Raw genomic sequence first — 22,696 nt, forward strand, 5'->3', positions numbered from 1 at the left:
CGACCATTGCGCGTCACTAAGCCAGAACTCATGAGCCATAGCTTATCTCCTCGAATAAACGAAGAGAATCAATGTTTGCACCTTAAATCAATAGGATGATTAGGTTTTAAACCTAGGCCGATCTGATTTAAGACTGAGCGGCGCCCCCGGCAACGGCGGGCGTCGCATCCATTTTGGCCTCAAGGCGCGAGAGATAGAATTCGAGCGCCTGACTGTGGCCGCCGGGTATGGGCGACAGACGGGGATCGAACACGGCGGCCCGCAATCGCTCCAGTTCCGCCAGACGGTCCGGCGCGGCGGTCACCTGTATCAGGGCGGTGGCCATGACCAGCCGCTCCAGAGCCATGGTCATGCGGTAATAGTCGTCCAGCATATCGCTGAGGGCGTCCTGTGCGGTCAAAGGCATACACTATTCTCCTTATTAAGCTCGCCCGCACATTCTAGCAAAAGTAGAGTTACCGGAATATTTACACACGCATCGTGTGCATTTCGCCACACGCGCCCCTTACCGGTCGATCACGAGGGAATTTTAAAATAAATAATAAATTTCAGTATATTAAAATTTTTTGCTGCAATTGCAAAACACGGTAATGTGAAAAATGACGCGCTCAGGTTGAATTGCGCCAGCCACAGTCTTTCATATGTCCGCCTTGATATCCACAGACCGCGATCCTCATTGTCCGTTTATCCCTTCCGGCGCAGGCTCGATGTCAGAGGAACCCGACATGACCGTAAAGATCCAATTCCACGACATGAAGACCATCGAGCGGCAACTGGACATGCTGCTCTACGCCTATGCCACGGACGACGCGGCCGAACCGCTCATCATCCGGGAACTGGCCCTGTTGATCAGCGATCCCCTGCCCGACCTGTCGGGTGAGGACATCACGCGCATCCACGCCTTCATCTATCATGCGCTGCAGGGATTTTACGCGCCGACGATCAACTACGCCGCCATCCGCCGGGAATTCGTCATTGCCATCCTCGCCGCGCGCAAGGGCAATCAGACGCTCAATCGCGTGATCGCCTGATCCTATTGACTTGAACCGCGACACCGCACACCTTGCCTTCAACGGGGCCTTCTTCGGGGGGATTGGGTGTGGATTTATCCGTCAGCAAAACGATTTCGCGTATCCTGAAGGTGAATCATGCCGGTGAATTCGGCGCCATACGCATTTATCGGGCACAGGTGTTCGTCGCCCGGTACCTGATCCCCGATCTGGTGCCGTTTCTCAGCGAAACGCTCGGCCACGAAATCGACCATTGCCTGAAATTCCGGGCAGCCATGCCCGAGCGCGGGTCGCGACCGTGCTACGCCATGGGGCTATGGGGCATAGGGGGTTACACACTGGGCCTTATTACCGCTCTGATGGGCCGCAATGCCGTCATGGTCTGTACCAAAGCCGTCGAGGCCACGGTCCATCAGCACCTGACGGAACAACTCGTTTTTCTTGAAGGACGCGATGAAGCCTTGAAAAGTCTGATCGCCGATATCCAGATTCAGGAAATCGGGCACCTCGACTATGCGCAGGCACACATATGTCCCTCGCCGTTTAATGCGCCGCTGGAAGGTTTGATCGTCGTGGCGACCGAAATCGTGATCTGGCTGTCAACTCAGGGCGCGGTCACGCGCATGACGCGCGCCCTTGAACAGGCCTAACCCCACAGCCCGTGGCGTTTGGCGAAGGCCATCCACGGCGTCGTATAGTCCTGACCGCTGAGGCCGTGGCCGCCCAGTTCGAAGATGTGAAGCTCCGTCGGCGTCTTCTGGGCGCGCAGGGCCTGATAGAGGATCAGGCTGTTTTCCGCCGGGACCGTCTTGTCGTCGCCGGCATGGGCCAGGAAGGTCGGCGGCATGTCTTTGGGCAGGCTGAACTCCAGCGACACCTTCTTCTTTTCCTCGTCGGTCGCGCCGTTCGGGAACATGCTCTTGACCGAACCGCCATGCGCATAGGGCGCCAGCATGGTCATGACCGGATAGAACATGCCGGTGACCAGCGGCCTGGCCGATTGTGTATCGGCCGCGTCGATCGGCGCATAGGTCTCGCGGCCGAAGCTTTCCGACAGCCAGCCCGCCAGATGCCCCCCGGCCGAGAAGCCCATCACGGCGATGCGGTTCGGATCGATGCCGTATTTCGCGGCATTGTGTCGGATCAGACGGATGGCGCGCTGGGCGTCCTGCAAGGGGGCCAGTTGCGCCGAACCCCAGTTATCGTGCGGCAGGCGATAGGTCATGATGAAGACCGTAGTCCCCGCGTCGGCCAGTTCCTTGTCGGTGCCGCCGCCAGCGCGGCTGACGGCCACGCGGACATAGCCGCCGCCAGGGATCATCAGGATCGCCGCCCCGTTGGGCTTGGCCGCACGACGCACCATCAGGATCGGATCGGTCACGTGCGTGGCCGCCGTATCGTTCGGGTTGCCGTCCTTGGGGTTGCGCAGAATCCACTCTTCCTTTGCCGTCACGCCCGCGGCGCCCGGCATCTTGCCCTTCGGCCAGATCGGGAAGCTTTCGAGCGGCGGCAGGAGCGGCTTCATCGTCACCGACGGATCGCTGGCCAGAGGCTTGCCCGAGTCCTGTGCGGCGGCGCTGGTCACGGCGGGCAGCAGGGCGGCCACGGCCCCGAAAGAGAGAAGTTGTCGGCGATCCATTGGCGGCATCCCTGATTGGATTTGATTGTTCAGCGCAGTTTAGGCGGTAACAAAGGCCGGGAAAAGGCATATCGACCAAAGTCGTAGAGCTTTCCCCGTTTGAATTTTTACACACGAAATATCTATACGCCCCACCGGCCAGGTAGCGTTGAAACTTCGGGGAACCTCCCCATGCCCAACACTGGAGCGGAGATGTGACTTTGGTCTGATTGCGCGGCACCGCCGGACATCCTATGAGTCCCTCAACCATAATCGATCAGGGACTACTCCATGCGCCGCCTACTGCTCTCGCTTACCGCCGCCGCCACCTTTGCCGCTACGGGCGCCCTCGCCGATGTCAAGCTGCCGAACCTCATTTCGGATCACATGGTGCTGCAGTCGGGCCAGCCGGTCGCCATCTGGGGCAAGGCCGACGCCGGTGAAAAGGTGACGGTAAAACTGGCAGGCCAGACCGTGCGCGCCACGGCGGGGGCCGACGGCAAATGGAAAGTGATGCTCAAGCCGCTCAAGGCCTCGGCCACGGCGGCGCAGATGAGCGTCAAGGGCAAGAACAACCTGACGGTTTCCGACATCCTGATCGGCGAGGTGTGGCTGGCGTCAGGGCAATCGAACATGGAAAAGCCCTTCCGCAACCAGTCGGGTCAGAAGGACGTCTTCGATGCGGACAAGGCACTGGCCGCCGCCGATACGCCGCAGATCCGCCTGTTCAAGGTCAAGAAGACCCGCACCAACACCCCCGCCGCCGACGTCGAGGGCAAGTGGATCGTCACCACGCCGCAAAGCCTCGACGAATCCCGTTTTTCCGCCACAGCCTATGTGTTCGGCCAGCGGCTGCACACGACGCTGAACACGCCCGTCGGCCTGATCGACTCGACCTGGGGCGGTACGCGCATCGAGCCGTGGACCGCCCCGGAAGGCTTCGCGGCTGTACCGGCCCTGAAACGCTTCACCGGACAGGCCCCCGGCACCAAGGTCGATGAGACCGTCATGTCGGAACTGTATAACGGCATGATCGCACCGCTGGTGCCCTACGGCCTGAAAGGCGCCATCTGGTATCAGGGCGAATCGAACGTCTATCCCGTCGGCGCCCCCGACTATACGGCCAAGATGGAAGCCCTGATCGGCGGCTGGCGCACCGTCTTCGGTCAGGATCTCGCCTTCTATTACGTGCAGATCGCCCCGCACACCTATCACATCACGCGCCAGAATCAGGTCGTCTCGCCCGAAGCCGAACCGCGTATCTGGGAGGCCCAGACCGATGCCCTGCGTATTCCCAACACCGGCATGATCGTGACGACCGACCTTGTGGATGACCTCACCGACATTCATCCGCGCGACAAGATTACGGTGGGGCAGCGCCTTGCCGGTCAGGCTCTGGCCAAGACCTACAAACAGACGGGCCTCGTTGTCGACGGACCGAAATTCCGCAGCCTGAGCGTCGAAGGCAACAAGGCCGTCCTCAGCTACGACGATATCGGTGGCGGGCTGATCGCCAGGGACGGCAAGGCGCTGAACTGGTTCAATATCCGTGGCGCAGACGGTGTCTGGTTCCCCGGCGTCGCCACGATCGAAGGCGACAAGGTGGTCGTGTCCAGCCCCGCCGTCGCGACCCCGGTCGCCGTGCGCTTTGCCTGGGACGAAGCCGCGCGGCCCAACCTGACCAACAAGGAAGGTTTGCCCGCCCTGCCGTTCCGCTCAACGCGGGACTAAGATTCTTCATTCATCTCCGGCCTGCACCCTGAGCGTCCGCGCTCAGGGTATTTTTATGCACGCGACCCAACGCGCCTACCTTCAGGCAATTTAAAATATCTATATTACGTCAAAAATAATCTATATCGGACACTTTCAATCAGAAATTCGCCTCTAATCATGTCGCTTTTGCCACACAAATCGTCTGAAAATGGCTATTTTCTGACAAAATTGTCAAAATCGATCTTGACTTGAAACGATTGCACGCGGATTCATCTAACCGACACGACCCTGACGAGTCGACCTATCTCGTCACCGCACGGTCTGGCGACCATCTGGGCCGCAAAGAACGACATTCTACATAAAAAACAAGGGGTTCCATACCCCTCCAACAGGGAGCTTTACGATGCAGTTTTCCAAGACGCCCGGAATCCGTCGCGCGCTGGGCGCCGGTACGGCCATGGCGCTGGTTATTCTTATAACCGGTCACGGCACGGCTCTGGCGCAGAACGCTGGCACGACCGACGCTGCGGCTAATGACGATGCCACGACGGTGATCGTCACCGGGGTGCGCGCCTCGCAGCGCACGGCCATCGACCGCAAGAAAAAGGCCAAGACCGCCACCGACTCGATCATCGCCGAAGACGTCGGCAAGTTCCCCGACAAGAACATCGGTGAAGCCATTTCACGCATCGCCGGCGTGGCCCTGTCGCGCAGCGACTATGGCGAAGGCGAAACCGTCAGCGTTCGGGGCGGCAACTCGGCGCAGACCAGCATCGAAATCGACGGCCTCGGCGTGCAGAACACCTCGACAACCGGCGGTCTGGCCTTCAACGGCGACGGTCGTTCCAAGGATTTCCGCGAATTTCCCGCCGACCTGATCAAGAGCGTCGACGTCATCAAAGGGAATACCGCGGCCCAGACCGAAGGCGGCATCGGCGGCGGTATCGTCATTCAGACGCGCAGCCCGCTGGACTTCAAGAAGCCGTTCGTGTCGTTCCGTTACGACATGACGCAAAATTCGCTGAGCAAGAAGTGGACACCGGAAGTCAATCTGATCGCCACCAGCAAGTTCCTTGACGGTCGCCTCGGCATCCTGTTCAACGCCTCGCAGTCGAGCATCCAGAACGATAACAACGCCGTCCAGAACTCGACCTCGGGTTCGCAGGGGCTGGCGCGCGCCTATGTCGGCGCGGGTACCGGCAACGTCATCGGCACCACCTCGATAGACCTCGATGGCTCGGCGGAAAAGACGTTTACGTTCAACCCATCGACGCTGTCCGGCGCGGGCATCAATACGGCTTTTGCCAACAGCACCGAAACCCCTCTGTCTCTGGTGACCAAGTCAGCCGCCGCCAAGACCAAGGCCGAGTGTATGGCGGCTTTTCCGTTATTGACGGGCAATACCGCAGCTACGGCGCAGCGCACCAACGAACTGATCACCTGCCTGAACCAGTGGGGCGATTATACGCCGTCTCTGGTGCGCTATTTCGTGCGTCAGAACAAGGAGTTGCGCCAGACGGTTGATTTGCGCGCCGACTACCGCGTCAACGAGCACCTCGATGTCTACGCCAAGGTGATGTATAATAAACGACGGGTCGAAGACGTCCAGCTGACCCTGACACCGGGTCAGATTCTGTTCAACTCAGCTACGACCGCGTTCCCGGCCAACGGCAGCTTCGCGGCCTATAACGGTGCCGGTTATACCGACACGGGAAATGTTCGCAGCGCTATCGCCGGTTCGGGCTACTATCTTTATGACGGCATCAGCTTCGGCAGCGTCACCGCACCGAATAACGCTGCCGGTACGGCCAACGGCGTCATCGGCGCGGTCGCCAACCTGATCCCCAGCTCGCTGAAATTCGACTCGGCACACCATCTGATCGCCGGTACGATCACCGACGGTTCGACCACGCTCGATCAGGTTCAGAACACCAACGACATCAGTTCGAAATATTTCTCGGCAGGCCTCGATTATCATCGTGGCCCGATCAAGGCGACCCTGCTCTACGGGCATGCCGAGTCCGAATATACGCGTTACGACTTCCGCATCAACCCCGGCCTGACCTACGCCTATGGGCAGGCTAACCTGTCGCTGGAAAACGGCCTGTGGAACTTCTCGCTACCGGCCAATTTCGACACGGGCAATGCGTCGAACTACACTATTACCCGTGCAGCGGCAGCTACTCGCGGGGCCTGTACACCATCGGGCATCAACCCCTGTGTGACGGGTCAAACCGGTGCCTATACGGTCGCCCAGCAGCCCTGGACAAGCTTCAATATCGGCATTCAGATGTCGCCGAAACTGAGCGAAACCTCCGAAGACACGCTCAAGGGGGATTTCACCTATAATTTCGAAGAGAAGATTCCCTTCATCAAGACCCTTCAGCTCGGTTTCAACAACCGTAAGACCGAGTCTTATGGATGGGACGGCTCGGGCCGAACGATCTCGCCGGAAAACACTCACATCGTCAACGGCGTCGCCACCACGCCTTACGGCACTGCGGGCTATGTAGCCCCCGTAGTCATCGCCCGTCAGAACCTGCGCGGCGTCGTGCGCGCCTGTGACGACACGCGCTACGGCACGACCGGCACGGCTGCACCGGCGGGCGCCCTGCCCTGTAACTATGGTTATCTGGCCAATACCGACCTGACAACGCGCTATGAAGGCACCTACACCATGCGTCCGGGTGACCTGCAGGCGATCCTCAATCAGGTTCTGACCGGACCGACCAATCAGTTCTTCGCCGGGTTCCCTGATCGCGGCAATCTGATCAACGGTTTCAGCCAGATCGACGTCCACAAGTTCTATAACCTGATCGCGCAGTCGGCGACCGGCTTTTATGGCGCGGGCGGCAATCCGCTGGCCCACTATAACTTCGACTGCATGAAGGTCTGTACGGCCAGCGATGGCAAACAGTACGACATGCTGTACCGACATGCCCTCGAAGAAACGACCGCCGCCTACTGGATGGTCGAATTCGAGCAGGACCTGCCGTTCGACATGGTGTTCAACGGTAACGTCGGCACGCGGATGGTCAAGACCGACGTCGAAGGCACCGGCTTCATCACCCTGTCGAGCGTCCGCTGCAACAGCCTGGCGAACTGCACCCCCTCGACGGCAACATCGGGTAATACCTACACCTTGACCGCTCAGACGAATGTCGCGGTTTCGAGCCACACGACCGACTGGCTGCCCAGCTATAACTTCAACCTGTGGGTCCTGCCCGACCAGCTGGTCGTGCGTTACAACACGTCGAAGTCGATGTCGCGCCCCAGTATCGCGCAACTGCTGCCCGCCGGGACCTGTACCTTCGATCAACGCTTCGACGGTGCGGGGGCGGATAACGGCTGCGGCACCTTCGGCAATCCCGGCCTGAAGCCACTGACGGCCAAGAAGAAAAACCTGTCGATCGAATGGTATCCCAACAAGGATACGCAGTTCTCCTACGCCCATTTCGAAGACGACATCACCGGCAGCGTCACTACCGGTTCCGTCACCGATGCCAAGCTGCTGGCCGGTACAGGCGCTATCGATCCCGTTACGGGCCGCGACGTGACGAATGACGATTTCGCCTATACGACCTACGTCAATGCCGGCGGCTTCCTGCGCGAAGGTGACGAATATTCGTTCAAGACGGCATTCACCTTCCTGCCGTGGAAGCTGCGCTATCTGGGGGCCGACGGCAACTATGCCAAGATCACCTCGACGACCAACAGCGCGGCGGTCCGCGATCCGAACACCGGCGAAACCCTGCCGCCGATAGATGAACCGAGCTATTACGCCAACCTGTCGCTGTGGTACGATGACGGCCGGACCAATGCCCGTGTTTCCTATCAGGCGCGTTCAGAAGTGTTCAAATGTATCGCCTCGTGCGGCGCTAACACCGCGGCTAACTATCCCGGCGACGGCTATACCAATATCCGTCTGCCCTATAACCCCGGTGCGCCGACCTATACCGACGAGTCCAAGTATGTCGATATCAAGGTGACCCACAAGGTCCGCCCGGAAGTCGAACTGTTCTTCCAGATGACCAACGCTCTTAAAGAAGAAACCCGCAAGGATCAGGGCAACTTCGTCACCTATGCCGACGGCACGCCGTCGGTGCTCGAAGTCGGCTACGGCGGCTATCGCGTGACGGCGGGCTTTACGCTGCGGACGCGCTAAACCGGACCCGCCGCCTGATAAACAGGCGGCGGTTTCGTTTTCACACTGAGACCTCAAGGCTCCCCAGCCTGTTGGAGAGGTCACCTTGATCCGTCAGGCCCGCACCTGACGGATTTTTTGTGAGGAACAGGCTCTAAACCAGATTTACCGGCTGTCCGTTGACCCGGACATTCCGGGTCTTAAGCCCTTTCACGCCCTCGACGGCCAGTTTGGCCTGCGTCAGTTGCACGTCGAAATCCTCAAGTCGGATATCGCTGATCGTCGTCTGGCCCGGGTTCGGGCGGATATTGCCGAAGCCGCCGAAGCGCCCCCGAAGCCCGATCATACGCACATTGCGCACCACGGATTGCGGCGGCGCCTCGCCCTTGAGGTTAATATACTGACTCCACGGCTGGATGCGTACGATATTGCCGCCCGCCGCGTCGAGCGTGAGGTTACGATAGAGGATATTCTCATAATGCTGAGGCGTATCGGCCCGCAGTTTGAGCATCAGCACGCTCATCCCGCCCGTGACGGTGCAGTTTTCGACGATCACATCGCGTACGATGGTCGCCTCGCTGCCGCAGGTGAACATGTTGTGCCCGCGTTTGAACACACAGTCGCGCACCCGGATGCGCTCGACCGGCGGGCTGTCCTTATCGCTCAGGGCGTGCGGCCCCTTGGTGCCCTTGGCCGCGATGCAGTCGTCGGTTACCGAAAAATGGCAGCCCTCGATGATCACATCCTGACAGGAATCGAGGTCGATGCCATCGGTCGAGGGCGCCTGCTTGTAATCGTCCGGGACCTGAAAGCTTGCCCTGCGCACGGTAACCCCGCGGCAGCGATAGATATGCAGGTTCCAGAACTGCGAATCCTTGAAGGTCACGCCTTCGATCAGAACGTTTTTCGAATTTTCGATCAGGGCCAGGCGCGCGCGCGGCAGGCCGATATTGGGAAATTCGTTCGGCACCGGCGCGGCATTGCGCAGCTTCCAGAACTGGTCCCAGATAACCCGCCCGGCCCCGTCCAGCGTGCCTTCGCCGGTGATTTTCAAACCGTCACAGCGGGCGGCATTGATCAGGGCCGGGGTGAATTTGTCCTCGAAATGGCCTTCGATGCGCGTCCGCCGGGCCGGAAAATGCACCGCCACATCGGTCGAAGCCCTGAGCACAGCGCCCTTGTCGAGGTGCAGATGCACTTGAGGCTTCAGGAAAATGGCCCCGGTCACAAAAACCCCTGCCGGGACGACGACCGTGCCACCGCCTGTGCCCGCCAGTTGATCGATAGCCTGTTGAATGGCGGGCGTATTGACGGTCCGGTCATCCGCCACCGCCCCGAAATCGAGGATCGAGACGCGCCGCGTCTTCGGATTCGCGGCCGCTGCCAGCGCCGCCGTGGTTCCAAGCGTCGTGACACCCATCGCCGACATGACCCAGCGCCGGGTATGGGCCCAGTTATGAAAGCGAACCTTCATCGTTCCTCCGAATGATTGGCACCGTTGGTCGGCACCTGTGGTCTTTTATACGTCCGCCCCAGCCATAACCGGCGGCAGGCGACAAGTCTATTGACAGCCTTATTCATGTCAGACAAATTAATGCCAAATATGGAATTAATTTCCGCAAAAGAAATCAAACAGGGATCTATCATGCGCTCCACGAAACGTCAGTTCCTGCACGGCGTCAGCACGCTTGGCCTGTCGGGTCTCATTACCTCCGCCGCCGGAGCCGTCGAATTATCCGCCCCCGGCTATGATAAGATCACCGACGGCCCGTTCAAACCCGACTGGGACTCGCTGATCGCCGGCTACAAGACCCCCGACTGGTTTCGCGACGCCAAGTTCGGCCTGTGGGCGCACTGGGGGCCGGGCTGCGTACCGGAATACGGCGACTGGTACGCGCGCAAGATGTACCAGCAGGGCAACCCGTTTTACGAACACCACGTCAAGACCTACGGCCACCCGGCGGATTTCGGCTTCATGGAATTCTATCCGCGCTGGAAGGCCGAAAACTGGAACCCGGAAGCGCTGCTCGACCTCTATGTGAAGGCCGGGGCGAAATATTTCGTCGCCATGGCCAATCACCACGACAATTTCGACATGTACGATTCGAAGTTCCACGACTGGAACTCGACGCGTATCGGCCCGAAGACCGACATCATCTGGCGGTGGGAAAAGGCGGCGCGCCAGCGCGGTCTGAAATTCGGCGTCTCGAACCACTCGGCCCACGCCTGGCACTGGTTCCAGACGGCCTATGGCTACGACCCCGAAGGCCCGCGCGCCGGGGAACGCTACGACGCCTACAAACTCAGCAAGCTCGACGGCAAGGGCAAGTGGTGGGAAGGGCTCGATCCGCAGGCACTCTATACCGGCGCCGTCATGCCCCTGCCGCCGGGGATCACGACGATTGCCGAGGCCAATAAATGGCACGAAGCCAACGACCGCGTGTGGACCGAGGAGCCGCCGCTACACAATCCGGCCTTTACGCGGCAATGGTATCTGCGCTGCAAGGACCTGATCGACAGTTACAATCCCGACCTCGTCTATTTCGACGATTTCGACCTGCCTCTGGGGCAGGCCGGGCTCGACATCGCGGCTCACTATTACAACGCGTCGATCAAACGCCACGGCAGCGTACAGGCGGTCCTCAACATCAAGCCACAAGGTGCGCCCAGAGGCGGCTATGTCGCCGATGTCGAACGCGGCTTCCGCGCCGAGATCAGCCCTGAACCGTGGCAGACCGACACCTGCATCGGGCAGTGGCACTACGACCGCCGCATCTACGATGCCAAAAAATACCTGCCCGCGGCGGCGGTCATCCATCGTCTGTGCGATATCGTGTCGAAAAACGGCAATCTGCTCCTCAGCATTCCGGTACGCGGCGACGGCTCTATCGATTCGGAGGAGCGCAAGATCGTCGAAGGGATCGGCGAATGGATGGGCCGCTTTTCCGAAGCCATCTACGGCACGCGCCCGTGGCAGGTCTTCGGCGAAGGCCCGACCCAGGTCGGCGCGGGTATGTTCGGCGAAAGCAAGCAGAAGCCCTATACGCCGCAGGACCTGCGCTTCACCACCAAGGGCAAGGCGCTCTATGCCATCACCTTGGGCCGTCTCGAAAACAACCGGATCACCGTCACCCGTCTGGCGCGCGGTTCGAAACTGGCGCGCGGTTCGGTCAAACGCGTCGAGGTGCTCGGCAGCCCCGCACCTCTGGCCTTCCGTCAGGATGATAAAGGCCTGCACGTTACCCTGCCCGACGCAGCTCACCACGATATCGGCGTCGCGTTGAAGATTATCGGTGTCGTCTGACGGACTGAGTAATTGCATAATGGCCTGAAATTTGCGAGAACGGCGTTTTAGGTTGTTCTCTTTTTTCAGGGGCTTACCATGCACGCTTTCATTCAGGCTCTATCCGGCGGGTTTCTTGTGGCGGCCCTGTCTCTGGGCGTCCTGTCCATAGGTTCCGTTTACGCTCAGGTTCCCAAAACGTCTGACCAGACAAAGCCTGAAGGCACATCGGACGGCATCACGCCCCAGCGCCATTCGGATGACGTGCCACCGAAACAAACGCTGGAAGGCGCACAGCGCTTCCTGTCGGAAGTGGCCTATAACGGCGGCATCGCGGTCGAAATCCCCCTCCGCAACGGGCAGTACAATCTTGTCGAGGTGAGCCGCGATAAATACGACTGTCCGGTGGATAAAAAAACGGGGGCGCAGGTTTGCCATCTTGTCCCCGGCGTAAAGGAGTATACCGAGCAGACCCTGGCCCCGTTACCGACCGAAAACGCCGTATTTGCTGAACTGTGTCTGACGCAGTTCACGCTCGCGCGCAGCTACGCCGCCACCAGCGACGTGCCGAAGGAAACGATGGTGGACTGGCGAAAAGTGCTCAAGGCTGAAGTAAAGGGCAATGTGGTGAATCTTTCAGGCGTGCCCATCAAATTCCATCTGTCCTCGCCCGAACTGGCGACGCGTTTTGCCTATACGGCGGTCTTCATGCAAAAGGCCTGCGACCCGAAGCAAAGAACCGGTTTTTAATCTGTTCCCCACAGGCTCATCTGGGCGGCGATGCGGCGCATATAGTCGCCGACCTGCGCGCATTCCTGGTCGCTGAGGATCGTCATCATCCGCTCGATCACCTCGGCCTGAACCTTCAAGGCCGCAAGGGTCAGGGTCTGGCCCTCGCCGGTCAGGTGCAGGCGGCGCACGCGTCGGTCGGCCGGATCGGCGCGCCGTTCGACCCATCCGCGCCTTTCCAGTTCCGGCAGCAGCATGGACAGGTTCGACCGCCCGACCAGAAGCCGTTCGGCCAGTTCGTTCTGCGTCAGGCCCGGCATCCGGCAGATATTGGCCAGTATATCGTGCTGGGCCAGCTTGAGCCCTAACGGGGCCAAACGCGCCCCCAGAACCTTTTCGACCATCTGATGCGCCTTGGCCACCGCGATCCAGTTGCGGAAACGCGGCATGTCCCACGGTAAAATGTCCCGGCTCATCGGTGCCCTGCTCGTTTGCGTCTTGTTATATGTTCAAGATTGAACTAAATTCGTTCAACCTTGAACATACTAGAGGCGATCCCATGTCGGCACAAGATATCGCGCAAACCGTAGAAGACCCCGCCACCATCGCCGACCGGATGTTCGACCTGTTCTGCACACCGCCCGCCGTCCCCGAGGATGCGAAAGCCGGCATGTCGCGGATGCAGACGCGCCTCGACCGCGCCGAAGCCTTCCGTGTACCGTTCGAAGGGGATGCCTTGCAGGCCTATCGTTTCATCGGCACGGGCCGCGGCACGGTGGTGCTGGTGCACGGCTGGACCGGACAGGCGGCGGTCATGTCGGCCTTTGTCGATCCTTTGCTCGACGCGGGGTTCGACGTGGTGGCCTTTGACCTGCCCGCGCACGGACGCTCAAGCGGCGACCGTTTGCACGTGCCCCTGGGGGTTCGTGCCCTGCACGCCTTACACGCCGCAACCGGCCCATGGCACGGTCTGATCGGGCATTCGTTTGGTGGCGCGGTGATCACCTCGGCCCTGTCGGGGCTGGTCGACGGTCTGCCGCGCCTGACCGCGTCCCGACTGGCGCTGGTCGCCGCGCCCAATTCCATGCCGCGCATCTTCGACACGTTCAGCCGCCACCAGAGCCTGTCTCCGGCGGCGCAGCTACACCTGAAAAGCCATGTCCGCCGCCTGACCGGTCGCGCGGTCGAAGCCTTTATCGGTGCCGATATCCTCCGGCGCGATCCGGTGCCGACCCTGGTTCTGCACGCCCCCGACGACAAGGAGGTCGATTACCTCAGCGCCGAGGAATTCGCTACGGCCGGTCCGCATGTGACGGTGCATCCCCTGCCCGGACTGGGGCACCGGCGTATCCTCTATGCCCGCGACACTCTGCGGGCGGTGGCCGATTTCATGGCCGCGTAGGGGCCGTTTAAGGGCTGTTCAAATTGACCTGAGCGGCTAAGTTACGGCCCTACACAATTATGGGGCAGGACATGGCGCAGGCAACGGATCAGAAGGTCGACAGCCGTATCGAGGGCGAAACCCGCTGGGGCGTCGAATTTACACGTTTGCGCGCCCTGATCCTCGACTGCGGTCTGAGCGAAACGCTGAAATGGGGGCAGCCCTGCTACACGCTGGACGGCGCCAATATCGTCCTGATCCACGGTTTCAAGGACTATTGCGCCCTTTTGTTCTTCAAGGGCGCGCTGCTGAAAGACGAGAGCGGCGTCCTCATCCAGCAGACCGAGAACGTGCAGGCGGCGCGTCAGATCAGGTTTACCGGGCTCGACGGCATCGCGCGCATGGACAACCTGATCAAGGCCTATGTCCATCAGGCGATCGAGGTCGAAAAAGCCGGACTGAAGGTCGATTTCAAGACAACCGACGCGTTCACGATGCCCGACGAGTTCCGCGCCCGATTGGACGCCGATGCCGGGCTGAAAGACGCGTTCGAGGCCCTGACGCCGGGGCGGCAGCGCGCCTATCTGCTGCATTTTTCGTCGGCCAAGCAGGCGAAGACCCGCGAAGCCCGCATCGACAAGGCCGTGCCGCAGATTCTCGACGGCAAAGGGCTGGACGATTAAGACTCCTGAGCATCAGGCGCTGCAATTGACAGTTGCCAAGCATCGTCATGACTCTATGATCGGCCCAAAGCGACACAAACGAGGCATGAATGGATCTGATCAATCTGGACTCTCTGGCCAATCTCCCGGCCTATCTGGTGTTTCTGACGACCGGGTTCATCGTCTGGCTGGTGGGGATCACGGTTTATCTGTGGATCACACCGATCCGGGAACTTGAAGAGATTCGCAAAGGCAATATCGCCGTCGCCATTCATTTCCTTGCGGTCAGTATGGCTCTGGCCCTGCCGATCCAGTCGGTCGGGCATTCAACCTTCAATCCCGGCGATATGATCCTTTGGGGCGGGATCGGCATCCTGTCGCAGATCCTGCTGCACGCGGTGGTGCGGATTTTCTGGAAGACGCTATATGCCCGCCTGACCGATCCGGCCAATGAGAAGGGCTGCATCGCCGCGGCGCTGGCCCTGTCCGCCCTCAGTCTGGTGGTGGGGCTGCTCAACGCCTCGGCCCTGTCCTACTGAGGTCGCCAGAATGGTTACGCATAATGCGACAAAGGCCTATCAGAGCCGCTACAAGGCCGAGCTAAAACGTCGCCACACGCGCCGTGCGGGCATACTGGCCGGTACGGTGTCGGCACTGGCCATGCTCAGCGCCTGCGATTCGCCGGAGCCGTCAGCACCAACACCGACCACCGAGCAGATGCTGGTCTACAAGACCCTCGACGAATGCAAGGCCGCGCAGGCCGACGACAAGCTGTGCGAAACGGCCTTCGCCGAGGCCTGGCAATGGCAGGGTCAGCAGCCCGCCTATTCGGAAAAGGCACGCTGCGAAGCGGAGTATGGCGAAGGCCACTGCGAAAGCCGCGCCACCGCCTCGGGCGGTAGCTGGTTCGTGCCGCTGATGGCCGGCGTCATGTTGTCGAACCGGATGAACAACGCGTCTTACGATACGTACCGGCGCGAACGGGAATACAATGGCTATTCGGGTGCCTATCCGGTCTATGTCAATCGCCGGGGCGATATCTCGACCTATGGCGGTTCAGGTATGCGTCCGCTAGGCTACAGCCTCACCTCGTCGGGTCTGCCGTCGCGGATGAACGTCGAGACCGCGAGGGGCACGTCGGACAGCCGCTACCGGGCCTCGTCGCGCGGCGGCTTCGGAAAATCGTCCACGGCGCGCGGCGGCTGTTGCGGATGAGGCGTTGTCTCGTGCCCCGGCGTCCCGGCTGGGAGGCCTGCGTCGAGGCAGAGGGCATGCTGTGGCACACGACGGGCGGCGTCCCCTACTGGAACGAAGGCGTGGCCTACCGGTTCACAGCGGCGGACATCGATGCGATCGATGAGGCGACCGCGGCCTGTCATCGCATGGCGCTTGGGGCCATCGAGGCGATCATCGCCGCGAAGGCACTCCCGGCCTATGGTTACGACGCGGACGCCATCCGTCTGATCGAGCATAGCTGGCAGACCCGCGAGCGCGACATCTATGGCCGGATCGACTTCGCCTATGACGGCTCAGGCCCGCCGAAGATGCTGGAATATAATGCCGACACCCCGACCAGCCTGCTCGAAGCCGCCGTGGTGCAGTGGTCGTGGCTGACCGACACCCACGGCCCTGACGCGACGCATCAGTATAACGACCTGCACAATGCTCTTGTCGCGCGGATGCGGACCCTGAAGCGCGAACGCGACGACGGCCTGCTGGGGGCCCGGCAACGCACCGCACCGCTGCACGTGAGTTGCGTGTTTCCGCACGACGAAGATACCGGGACGGTCGCCTATATCGAAAGCGTGGCGCGCGAAGCCGGGATCGAGGTCGTTTTTGTCCCCATCGACAGTATCGGGTTCAGCCCGGCGGACGGCGGCACCTTCGTCGATGAGGCGGATCAGCCTATTCGTCTTCTGTTCAAGCTCTATCCGTGGGACTGGCTTCTGGCCGACGACTACGGTGTGCACCTGACCGACGCTGTGCTGAAAAGCCGCATCCGCCTGTTCGAGCCGGCGTGGAAGATGCTGATGGCCAACAAGCTTTTGATGGTCAGGATGCGTGAGATGTACCCAGACAGCCCCTACCTGCTGGACACCTTTCGCAGCGATCAGCCGTTCAGGGCGGCCAGCCGGGCCTTCGTTCGCAAACCCGCTCTCGGCCGCGAAGGGCAGAATGTCGAACTGTTCGCGCCCGGTGAGGCTACCGCCACAGAGCAAACCGACGGCAACTATGCGGACAATGTCTTCGTCTATCAGGCCTTTGCCGATCTGTTCCGCGATGAGGCGAGCGGCACCTACGCGCTAGTAGGCAGTTGGGTGATCGACGGCGAGCCGCAGGGCATGGGCATCCGCGAAAGCGACCGCGCCATTACCGACGACCGGTCGCGCTTCGTGCCGCACAGCTTCGATCCGCCGCTTACTTCATCGTCGGAATGACGAAGCTCTGATCCACCACAGGCCCACCTTTCGGCCATTTCTGAGTGACGGTCTTGGTGCGGGTATAGAAGCGTACCCCGTCCATGCCGTACTGGTTCAGGTCGCCGAAGCCCGAGCGCTTCCAGCCACCGAAGGAGTGATAGGCGACCGGTACCGGGATCGGCACATTGATCCCGACCATGCCGACCTCCACCGTCGAAGCAAACTCCCGCGCCGCGTCGCCGTTGCGCGTGAAGATCGCCACCCCGTTGCCGTAGGGGTGCTTCGACGGCAGGGAAATGGCCTCTTCCAGCGTCTGCGCCCGGACGATTTGCAGCACCGGGCCGAAGATTTCGTCCTGATAGGATTTCATATCCGCTGTCACATGGTCGAACAGCGAGGGGGCAAGGAAAAAGCCGTCTTCATGGGCCTGCAACTTGAAGCCGCGTCCGTCGAGGACCAGTTCCGCGCCCTCATCGACGCCCATCTGGATATATTGCTCGATGCGCGCCTTGTGCGCTGCGCCGACGACCGGGCCGTAATGCGCCTCCGGATCGGTCGAGACCCCGACGCGCAGGCTTTCCGCCGCCGCGATCAGCCGTTCGCGCAGGGCCTCCGCCGTCGCCTCGCCCACCGGCACCACGACCGGCAAAGCCATGCAGCGCTCGCCCGCCGAGCCATAGGCAGCGCCCATGATATCGGCCACCGCCTGATCGAGATCGGCATCGGGCAGGATGATGCCGTGGTTCTTGGCGCCGCCCATGCACTGCATCCGCTTGCCGTTTTGCGCGCCCTTCGCATAGACGTAGTTGGCGATGTCGGAAGAGCCAACGAAGCTCACCGCGCGGATGTCCGGATGGTCGAGGATGGCGTCAACCACGGTCTTGTCGCCATGAACGACATTGAGCACGCCTTCGGGCAGACCGGCCTCCAGCAGCAGCTCGGCCAAGGCCACCGGCACGGACGGATCGCGCTCGGACGGCTTGAGGATAAAAGCATTACCGCAGGCCAGCGCCGGGGCGAACATCCACATCGGGATCATGGCCGGGAAGTTGAACGGCGTAATCCCCGCGACGACACCCAGAGGCTGCCGCATCGAATAGACGTCGATGCCGGGCCCCGCCCCTTCGGTATATTCGCCCTTCAGCAGGTGCGGGATGCCGCAGGCGAATTCGACGACCTCCAGCCCGCGCTGGATATCGCCCTTCGCATCCGAAATGACCTTGCCGTGCTCGGAGGACAAAAGATGCGCCAGCTTGTCCATGTCGCGCTCGATCAGGCGCTTTAGCTCGAACATCACCCGCGCGCGGCGTTGAGGGTTGAGGGCCGCCCAGCCGACCTGTGCGGCCTTCGCGACCGCCACCGCGTGGTTCAGTTCCTCGACCGTCCCCAGATCGACACGCGCCTGCACCTTGCCGATATTGGGATCGAAGACGTCACCCTGACGACCGGACGTCCCGGCAACCGTTTTGCCGCCGATGAAATGGGAAATAGTACGCATGCTGAAAAGGTCTCCGTGATCACATATGAGACTATCTTATTCATACCGCATGAGAAGCCCCAATCTGCAACCTCGGCTGCGATGCAGCACGCCGCCATATTCCGCCCTTTGCAACAGCTTGCGACACGGTGTGAAACACTCTTCTGCGGCATGCTGAGGCGGCATCCGGTGACCGGACCTCACATCTTCTCTACAGGTGATTCATGACCAGATCCTTGCTGAAAGCCCTTCTCCTGAGCGGTGCCGCCGCTTTACTGTCCCTGACCTTCACCGCCCCCATAGCCGCGCACGCTGTCGAGGTGGACAAGATGACCAGCGAACGCAATCCTGAGGGCAAGTGTCGGGACACGACCAGCCCGCGTTTCCACTGGCAGGCCTATGCCACCGTCATCCCTGTTTTGGGTGTCAGCGGTTCGGGCACGGAGCGCGTCGAATTTTACGGCGACTATATGGACACGGTGTACGACGATAAGATCCATTTCGAGAACCTGCCCGGTGCCACGGTCACGCGCATTCGCGGTCATTCGGGCTTTATCAACAATACCGCCAATTGCGGCACCAAGGGGTCGCTGGCGCTGAAAATCACCCTGCCGGTTTACACCAGCAAAACCAACGGCACGCTCGTCATCGACAATGTGCGCATCCCCTTTTCGGTGTCACCGCGCCACATGACCGACATCCAGTGGACCAAAGACAATATAGATAATTCGTCTGCCAACGATATGGCCGACGGGGCGACCGAGGGCACCTCGGTCCCCAATCCGGTCTATGAGGCGCAGCGAAAGGCCATTGCCGATCGTCAGGCCCGTTGTGCCGGCGTAGATCCGAACGTCGCGAACAACAGCAATTGCGGGCCGGTCGTCGTACTCTTCGTAGATCCCTATATTAACCAGACGAACGGCAATACTTCTCGCAACCGGACCTTTGTGCGTTGCATGGACGATTTCGGCGGGCGGTCGTCGCAGCCGGGCTCGGGGCAGTTGCGGGTCGTCCTGCCAACGAGCCTGCCGACCGACGCCTTCAAATGCTTCAGCCGCCCCTTCGTCAGCGATTATGAGCTGACGCCTTTCCGTGATGGTAATTCTTTGTTCGATGTCGAACCGCTCGATCCGACCATAAGTCTTGTGGCGCCGGGCCTGCCGACCATGGTGGGCGATGCCGAGGCTGGCTATATCCGGGCGTTTTTTGAAGATCCTGCCGACGTTCTGACCATGGTCGGCGAATATAGCTATACCGTCAGAATCAAATATGCGGACGGGCGTTCGCCGACCACTTCGCCCCTGACCGTGACCTTTGTGTCCGACCCGCCCTACGGTGTAAATCAGGTACTGCCGCCGTTTATCCCCGCCAATGGCCGCTTCAACGACGCCGTGCCGGTTATCGTAAAGCCATATCAGCGTACCAAATCCGGGCAGTCTTTCGCCTGGACAGTCACTGGCAATCGCGCGGCGGAGTGTTTTGAAGCCGTGTCGGGCACCCTTACCGCCGCCGCGGGCGTAGACAGCTTCGCCTTGCCACTCAAGACCACCGACGCCAGCGGGTGCGGGGCGATCACCTTCACGGCTGAGGTCCAGCCCGAAGCCCTGCGCGGTCAGACCATTCAGAACAATCGGTTTGTGGCGCGGACAACGTTCAAGATCCCGCCGAGCCAGCAGCTTCAGAATCTGCCCGATCGAAAAGTACTGCCCGACGGCGTAACGATCACACGGCCCTTACAAAATCCATAGGCCTGCCTATCAGCCTTTGTAATCCGTCACCCCCCTGTTCGGGGGTGACGGTGTCCGGCAATCAGTGACATGATCCGGACGTGCCGCCGACGGATGGACTTTTTTCAGTTGCAGTCCATTTCAATTCTACTTTTTTCGTGTTCCTTTTCAGGCGTCTGTCCATCGGCGGCGCAGTCCGGCCTGAGGTTTTCAATGAAGTTCATTTTCGTCCTTGCCGCGATCGGTGCCCTGTCGGCAGCGCCAGTACAGGCCAGACCGCCTATGCTCGACGCCGTGCCGCAAACCCAGTGGGGGCAGGATCGCACGGGCATCGACCGTCACATCTGGGTGCACCCGAAGGGCGATATCGGCCTGTCGACGCCCAACGACTGGACATGGACCTTCGTCACGCCACGGACCCACGAGCTGACGCTGCTACAGGTCTTTTCGCCACGCACCGGCGGCCCGGCACGCGCCTGCACTCTGATGCGCGAGGCTCTGGTCGAAGGTCAGGGCGTCTATAACAGCTTTACCGCCGCGCAATCGGCCCTGCCGTCGCTGGTCGACGACTATGCCGACGAAATCCGCCTCAATGCGCGCGACATCTTCCCCGAAGCCAATGCCAGAATCGACATCACCAAGAAGGGCCTGACGTCGATGATCTCGGCCCCGGTAAGCGGCGCGCAGGTCAAGTTCGTCTCGGTCGATATGAGTATCGAGGTGGGCGCGGAGGCCTATCTGATGCGCGCCGTCGGTCTGGATTTACCGGACAAGACCTTCGTGACCCTGACTTGTCTGGTCGGGCCGGACGACGCGGCGTGGCTCGATACCCTGCCGATGATGCTCCGGGTGCATGCGGCGGTGCTGACGCCCGCGGATCGTTAAACGAATAACCGTCGCGCGCGTTTAAGCGCCTCTATGCCGCGCTGGAGCGTGGCGTCGCTCTTGGCAAAACACAGCCGCACGACCGGCAGGGGCAGCCCGCCCGACGCACAGAAGGCCTCCAGCGGGATGGTCGCCACGCCGACTTCACGCACGGCGCGTAAGGCGAAATCGGTGGCGCTCAAAGCGATACCCGACTCCGGCAAATCAATATTGAGGAAATAGGTGCCTTCAGCGGGTAAGGTACAGAAACCTTCGGCCTCAAGACCGGCCATCAACAGGTCGCGTGACCTTTGCAATTCCGCCACGGCGTCACTGAAACGTGCATCGGGCAGGTTCAGCCCGAAAGCCACGGCGGTTTGCAGCATCGGCGGCGTGGCAAAGGTCAGAAACTGGTGCGCCTTGGCGATCTGCGTCACCAGCGCTTCCGACGCACAGACAAAGCCGACCTTCCAGCCGGTCAGGGCGAAAATCTTGCCCGCCGAACCGATTTTGACGCCTAGCCCCGTCAGTTCCGGTACGTTCAACACGCCGACATGGCGAACACCGTCGAAAACAACCTGCTCCCACACCTCGTCGGAAATGACATAGGCCTGATGCTGGGCGCAAAACCGCGCCAGCAATGCCCAGTGTTCCCGCGATATCAGCCGTGTGGTCGGGTTGTTCGGCGTCGTCAACAGCACGGCCTTGGTGCGCGGTGAAAAGGCCGCCGTCAGTTGCCCCTCGGTGAACCGCCAGTCCGGTGGCGACAGCCTGATCCGCACGACCACGCCGCCCGCCCGCTCGATCAGGGGCGCATAGGCGTCGTACATCGGTTCGAAAACGATCACCTCGTCGCCGGGGGAGATCAGCGCAAACAACGCCGCCGCAAGGGCTTCGGTCGCCCCCGACGTGATCAGCACCTCGCGCGCCGGATCGAGCGACAGGCCCTGCGTTCGGCCATAGAACCCGGCCACGGCGTCGCGCAGCGCTGCCGTCCCTTTCATCGGCGCATACTGATTGGAGTCCGCCATAACCGCGCGGGCAGCATCGGCGCGCACCTCCGGGAAGCCGTCGGTTTCGGGAAAGCCCTGCCCCAGATTGATCGCACCCAACTCGGTCGCCAGCCCGGACATGGTGGTGAAGATGGTCGTACCCAGCGCGGCATAGATGGGGTTCATGGCGGTTCCTCTTATTTAGGGACAGACCCTAGACCACCGTAATTGCCTCTCAGCATTTGTAAATTGTGCGGATCGACCGCGCGGCTAAAAATCGCCTATGCCTCAGGAGACCTTTATGCGCCACACCCTTATCGCCCTTATCCTCGTCGTCGCGCCGTCACTCGTGGGGGCGCAAACCCCCGACGACACCGCCTATACCAAGGCGATCATGCACGCCGAGGTTTTCGACAAGCTGGGCGACGCCATGATCCAGAACGCGTCGATCGCCACCGAAAAAGAAGACAAGGCCGGCGCATGCGAAGCCTTGGAAAGCGCGGCCCGCAACTATACCAAGGCCATCCCGCTCTATGCCGCTGCCCTCGCGGCCCCGGTCGACGCGCGCGACAAGGACCGCAAGACGCCCGAAGCGCTCAAGGACGCCAGCGACTTCGCCACCACCAAACGCGACCGCACGCAGGAAGTGTTCGACAAACACTGCAAACCGGCCTGA

The 22,696-nt window shown here is 61.0% G+C and carries 20 protein-coding genes; 14 read left to right on the plus strand and 6 right to left on the minus strand.

The window, feature by feature from the left end; all coding sequences use genetic code 11:
- Positions 1-127: 127 nt before the first annotated feature.
- Complete coding sequence (locus PQU92_RS16180) at positions 128-406, minus strand: hypothetical protein (protein WP_272749295.1); 279 nt, start codon at positions 404-406, stop codon at positions 128-130.
- Positions 407-725: 319 nt separating this feature from the next.
- Between PQU92_RS16180 and PQU92_RS16185 the strand changes: the two genes are divergently transcribed.
- Positions 726-1,031 carry a hypothetical protein gene (locus PQU92_RS16185; protein WP_272749296.1) on the plus strand — a complete coding sequence of 102 codons (306 nt, stop codon included), beginning with the start codon at positions 726-728 and terminating at the stop codon, positions 1,029-1,031.
- A 68-nt stretch (positions 1,032-1,099) separates the two neighbouring features.
- Positions 1,100-1,660, plus strand: coding sequence for a demethoxyubiquinone hydroxylase family protein (locus PQU92_RS16190; RefSeq protein WP_272749297.1), 561 nt, complete (start codon positions 1,100-1,102; stop codon positions 1,658-1,660).
- Here PQU92_RS16190 and PQU92_RS16195 read toward each other — a convergent pair.
- A complete protein-coding gene (locus PQU92_RS16195) occupies positions 1,657-2,649 on the minus strand; it encodes an alpha/beta hydrolase (protein WP_272749298.1) in 993 nt (330 codons plus the stop codon). The genes PQU92_RS16190 and PQU92_RS16195 overlap by 4 nt on opposite strands.
- Positions 2,650-2,919: 270 nt before the next feature.
- On the opposite strand from PQU92_RS16195, the gene PQU92_RS16200 reads away from it, so the two are divergent.
- Positions 2,920-4,359, plus strand: a complete 1,440-nt coding sequence (locus tag PQU92_RS16200; RefSeq protein ID WP_272749299.1) for a sialate O-acetylesterase — start codon at positions 2,920-2,922, stop codon at positions 4,357-4,359.
- Between the two features lie 385 nt (positions 4,360-4,744).
- On the plus strand, positions 4,745-8,506 hold the full coding sequence (locus tag PQU92_RS16205) for a TonB-dependent receptor (protein ID WP_272749300.1): 3,762 nt from the start codon (positions 4,745-4,747) through the stop codon (positions 8,504-8,506).
- Positions 8,507-8,639: 133 nt separating this feature from the next.
- On the opposite strand, the gene PQU92_RS16210 is transcribed toward PQU92_RS16205, so the two are convergent.
- Positions 8,640-9,959, minus strand: a complete 1,320-nt coding sequence (locus PQU92_RS16210) for a glycoside hydrolase family 28 protein (protein WP_272749301.1) — start codon at positions 9,957-9,959, stop codon at positions 8,640-8,642.
- A gap of 171 nt (positions 9,960-10,130) precedes the next feature.
- On the opposite strand from PQU92_RS16210, the gene PQU92_RS16215 reads away from it, so the two are divergent.
- Positions 10,131-11,789 carry an alpha-L-fucosidase gene (locus PQU92_RS16215; RefSeq protein ID WP_272749302.1) on the plus strand — a complete coding sequence of 553 codons (1,659 nt, stop codon included), beginning with the start codon at positions 10,131-10,133 and terminating at the stop codon, positions 11,787-11,789.
- A 78-nt stretch (positions 11,790-11,867) separates the two neighbouring features.
- On the plus strand, positions 11,868-12,518 hold the full coding sequence (locus PQU92_RS16220; protein WP_272749303.1) for a hypothetical protein: 651 nt from the start codon (positions 11,868-11,870) through the stop codon (positions 12,516-12,518).
- On the opposite strand, the gene PQU92_RS16225 is transcribed toward PQU92_RS16220, so the two are convergent.
- Positions 12,515-12,973: a MarR family winged helix-turn-helix transcriptional regulator gene (locus PQU92_RS16225; protein ID WP_272749304.1), complete on the minus strand. Its 459-nt coding sequence runs from the start codon at positions 12,971-12,973 to the stop codon at positions 12,515-12,517. The genes PQU92_RS16220 and PQU92_RS16225 overlap by 4 nt on opposite strands.
- Positions 12,974-13,056: 83 nt before the next feature.
- On the opposite strand from PQU92_RS16225, the gene PQU92_RS16230 reads away from it, so the two are divergent.
- The 5 genes from PQU92_RS16230 (at position 13,057) to PQU92_RS16250 (ending at position 16,978) form a co-directional block, all read left to right on the plus strand.
- The gene (locus PQU92_RS16230; RefSeq protein ID WP_272749305.1) at positions 13,057-13,899 is read left to right on the plus strand and encodes an alpha/beta hydrolase; all 843 of its coding nucleotides are present in this window, start codon (positions 13,057-13,059) and stop codon (positions 13,897-13,899) included.
- Between the two features lie 71 nt (positions 13,900-13,970).
- Positions 13,971-14,561, plus strand: coding sequence for a YdeI/OmpD-associated family protein (locus PQU92_RS16235; protein WP_272749306.1), 591 nt, complete (start codon positions 13,971-13,973; stop codon positions 14,559-14,561).
- A gap of 89 nt (positions 14,562-14,650) precedes the next feature.
- Positions 14,651-15,079: a DUF350 domain-containing protein gene (locus PQU92_RS16240; RefSeq protein WP_272749307.1), complete on the plus strand. Its 429-nt coding sequence runs from the start codon at positions 14,651-14,653 to the stop codon at positions 15,077-15,079.
- Between the two features lie 10 nt (positions 15,080-15,089).
- Entirely contained in the window at positions 15,090-15,755 is a 666-nt protein-coding gene (locus PQU92_RS16245; protein ID WP_272749308.1) for a DUF1190 domain-containing protein, read from the plus strand.
- Between the two features lie 11 nt (positions 15,756-15,766).
- The gene (locus PQU92_RS16250; protein ID WP_272749309.1) at positions 15,767-16,978 is read left to right on the plus strand and encodes a glutathionylspermidine synthase family protein; all 1,212 of its coding nucleotides are present in this window, start codon (positions 15,767-15,769) and stop codon (positions 16,976-16,978) included.
- On the opposite strand, the gene PQU92_RS16255 is transcribed toward PQU92_RS16250, so the two are convergent.
- Positions 16,959-18,458, minus strand: coding sequence for a CoA-acylating methylmalonate-semialdehyde dehydrogenase (locus tag PQU92_RS16255; RefSeq protein ID WP_272749310.1), 1,500 nt, complete (start codon positions 18,456-18,458; stop codon positions 16,959-16,961). The two genes, PQU92_RS16250 and PQU92_RS16255, sit on opposite strands and share 20 nt — an antisense overlap.
- Positions 18,459-18,661: 203 nt before the next feature.
- Here PQU92_RS16255 and PQU92_RS16260 point away from each other — a divergent pair, with 203 nt between their 5' ends.
- On the plus strand, positions 18,662-20,185 hold the full coding sequence (locus tag PQU92_RS16260; protein WP_272749311.1) for a hypothetical protein: 1,524 nt from the start codon (positions 18,662-18,664) through the stop codon (positions 20,183-20,185).
- A gap of 192 nt (positions 20,186-20,377) precedes the next feature.
- Positions 20,378-21,049 (plus strand): hypothetical protein, encoded by a 672-nt coding sequence (locus PQU92_RS16265; protein ID WP_272749312.1) that lies wholly within the window; start codon positions 20,378-20,380, stop codon positions 21,047-21,049.
- On the opposite strand, the gene PQU92_RS16270 is transcribed toward PQU92_RS16265, so the two are convergent.
- Positions 21,046-22,206 (minus strand): aminotransferase, encoded by a 1,161-nt coding sequence (locus tag PQU92_RS16270; protein WP_272749313.1) that lies wholly within the window; start codon positions 22,204-22,206, stop codon positions 21,046-21,048. The genes PQU92_RS16265 and PQU92_RS16270 overlap by 4 nt on opposite strands.
- Before the next feature lie 115 nt (positions 22,207-22,321).
- Between PQU92_RS16270 and PQU92_RS16275 the strand changes: the two genes are divergently transcribed.
- A complete protein-coding gene (locus PQU92_RS16275; protein WP_272749314.1) occupies positions 22,322-22,696 on the plus strand; it encodes a hypothetical protein in 375 nt (124 codons plus the stop codon).

This window comes from Asticcacaulis aquaticus (assembly GCF_028550415.1).
In the GTDB taxonomy this organism is placed as follows: Bacteria; Pseudomonadota; Alphaproteobacteria; order Caulobacterales; family Caulobacteraceae; genus Asticcacaulis; species Asticcacaulis aquaticus.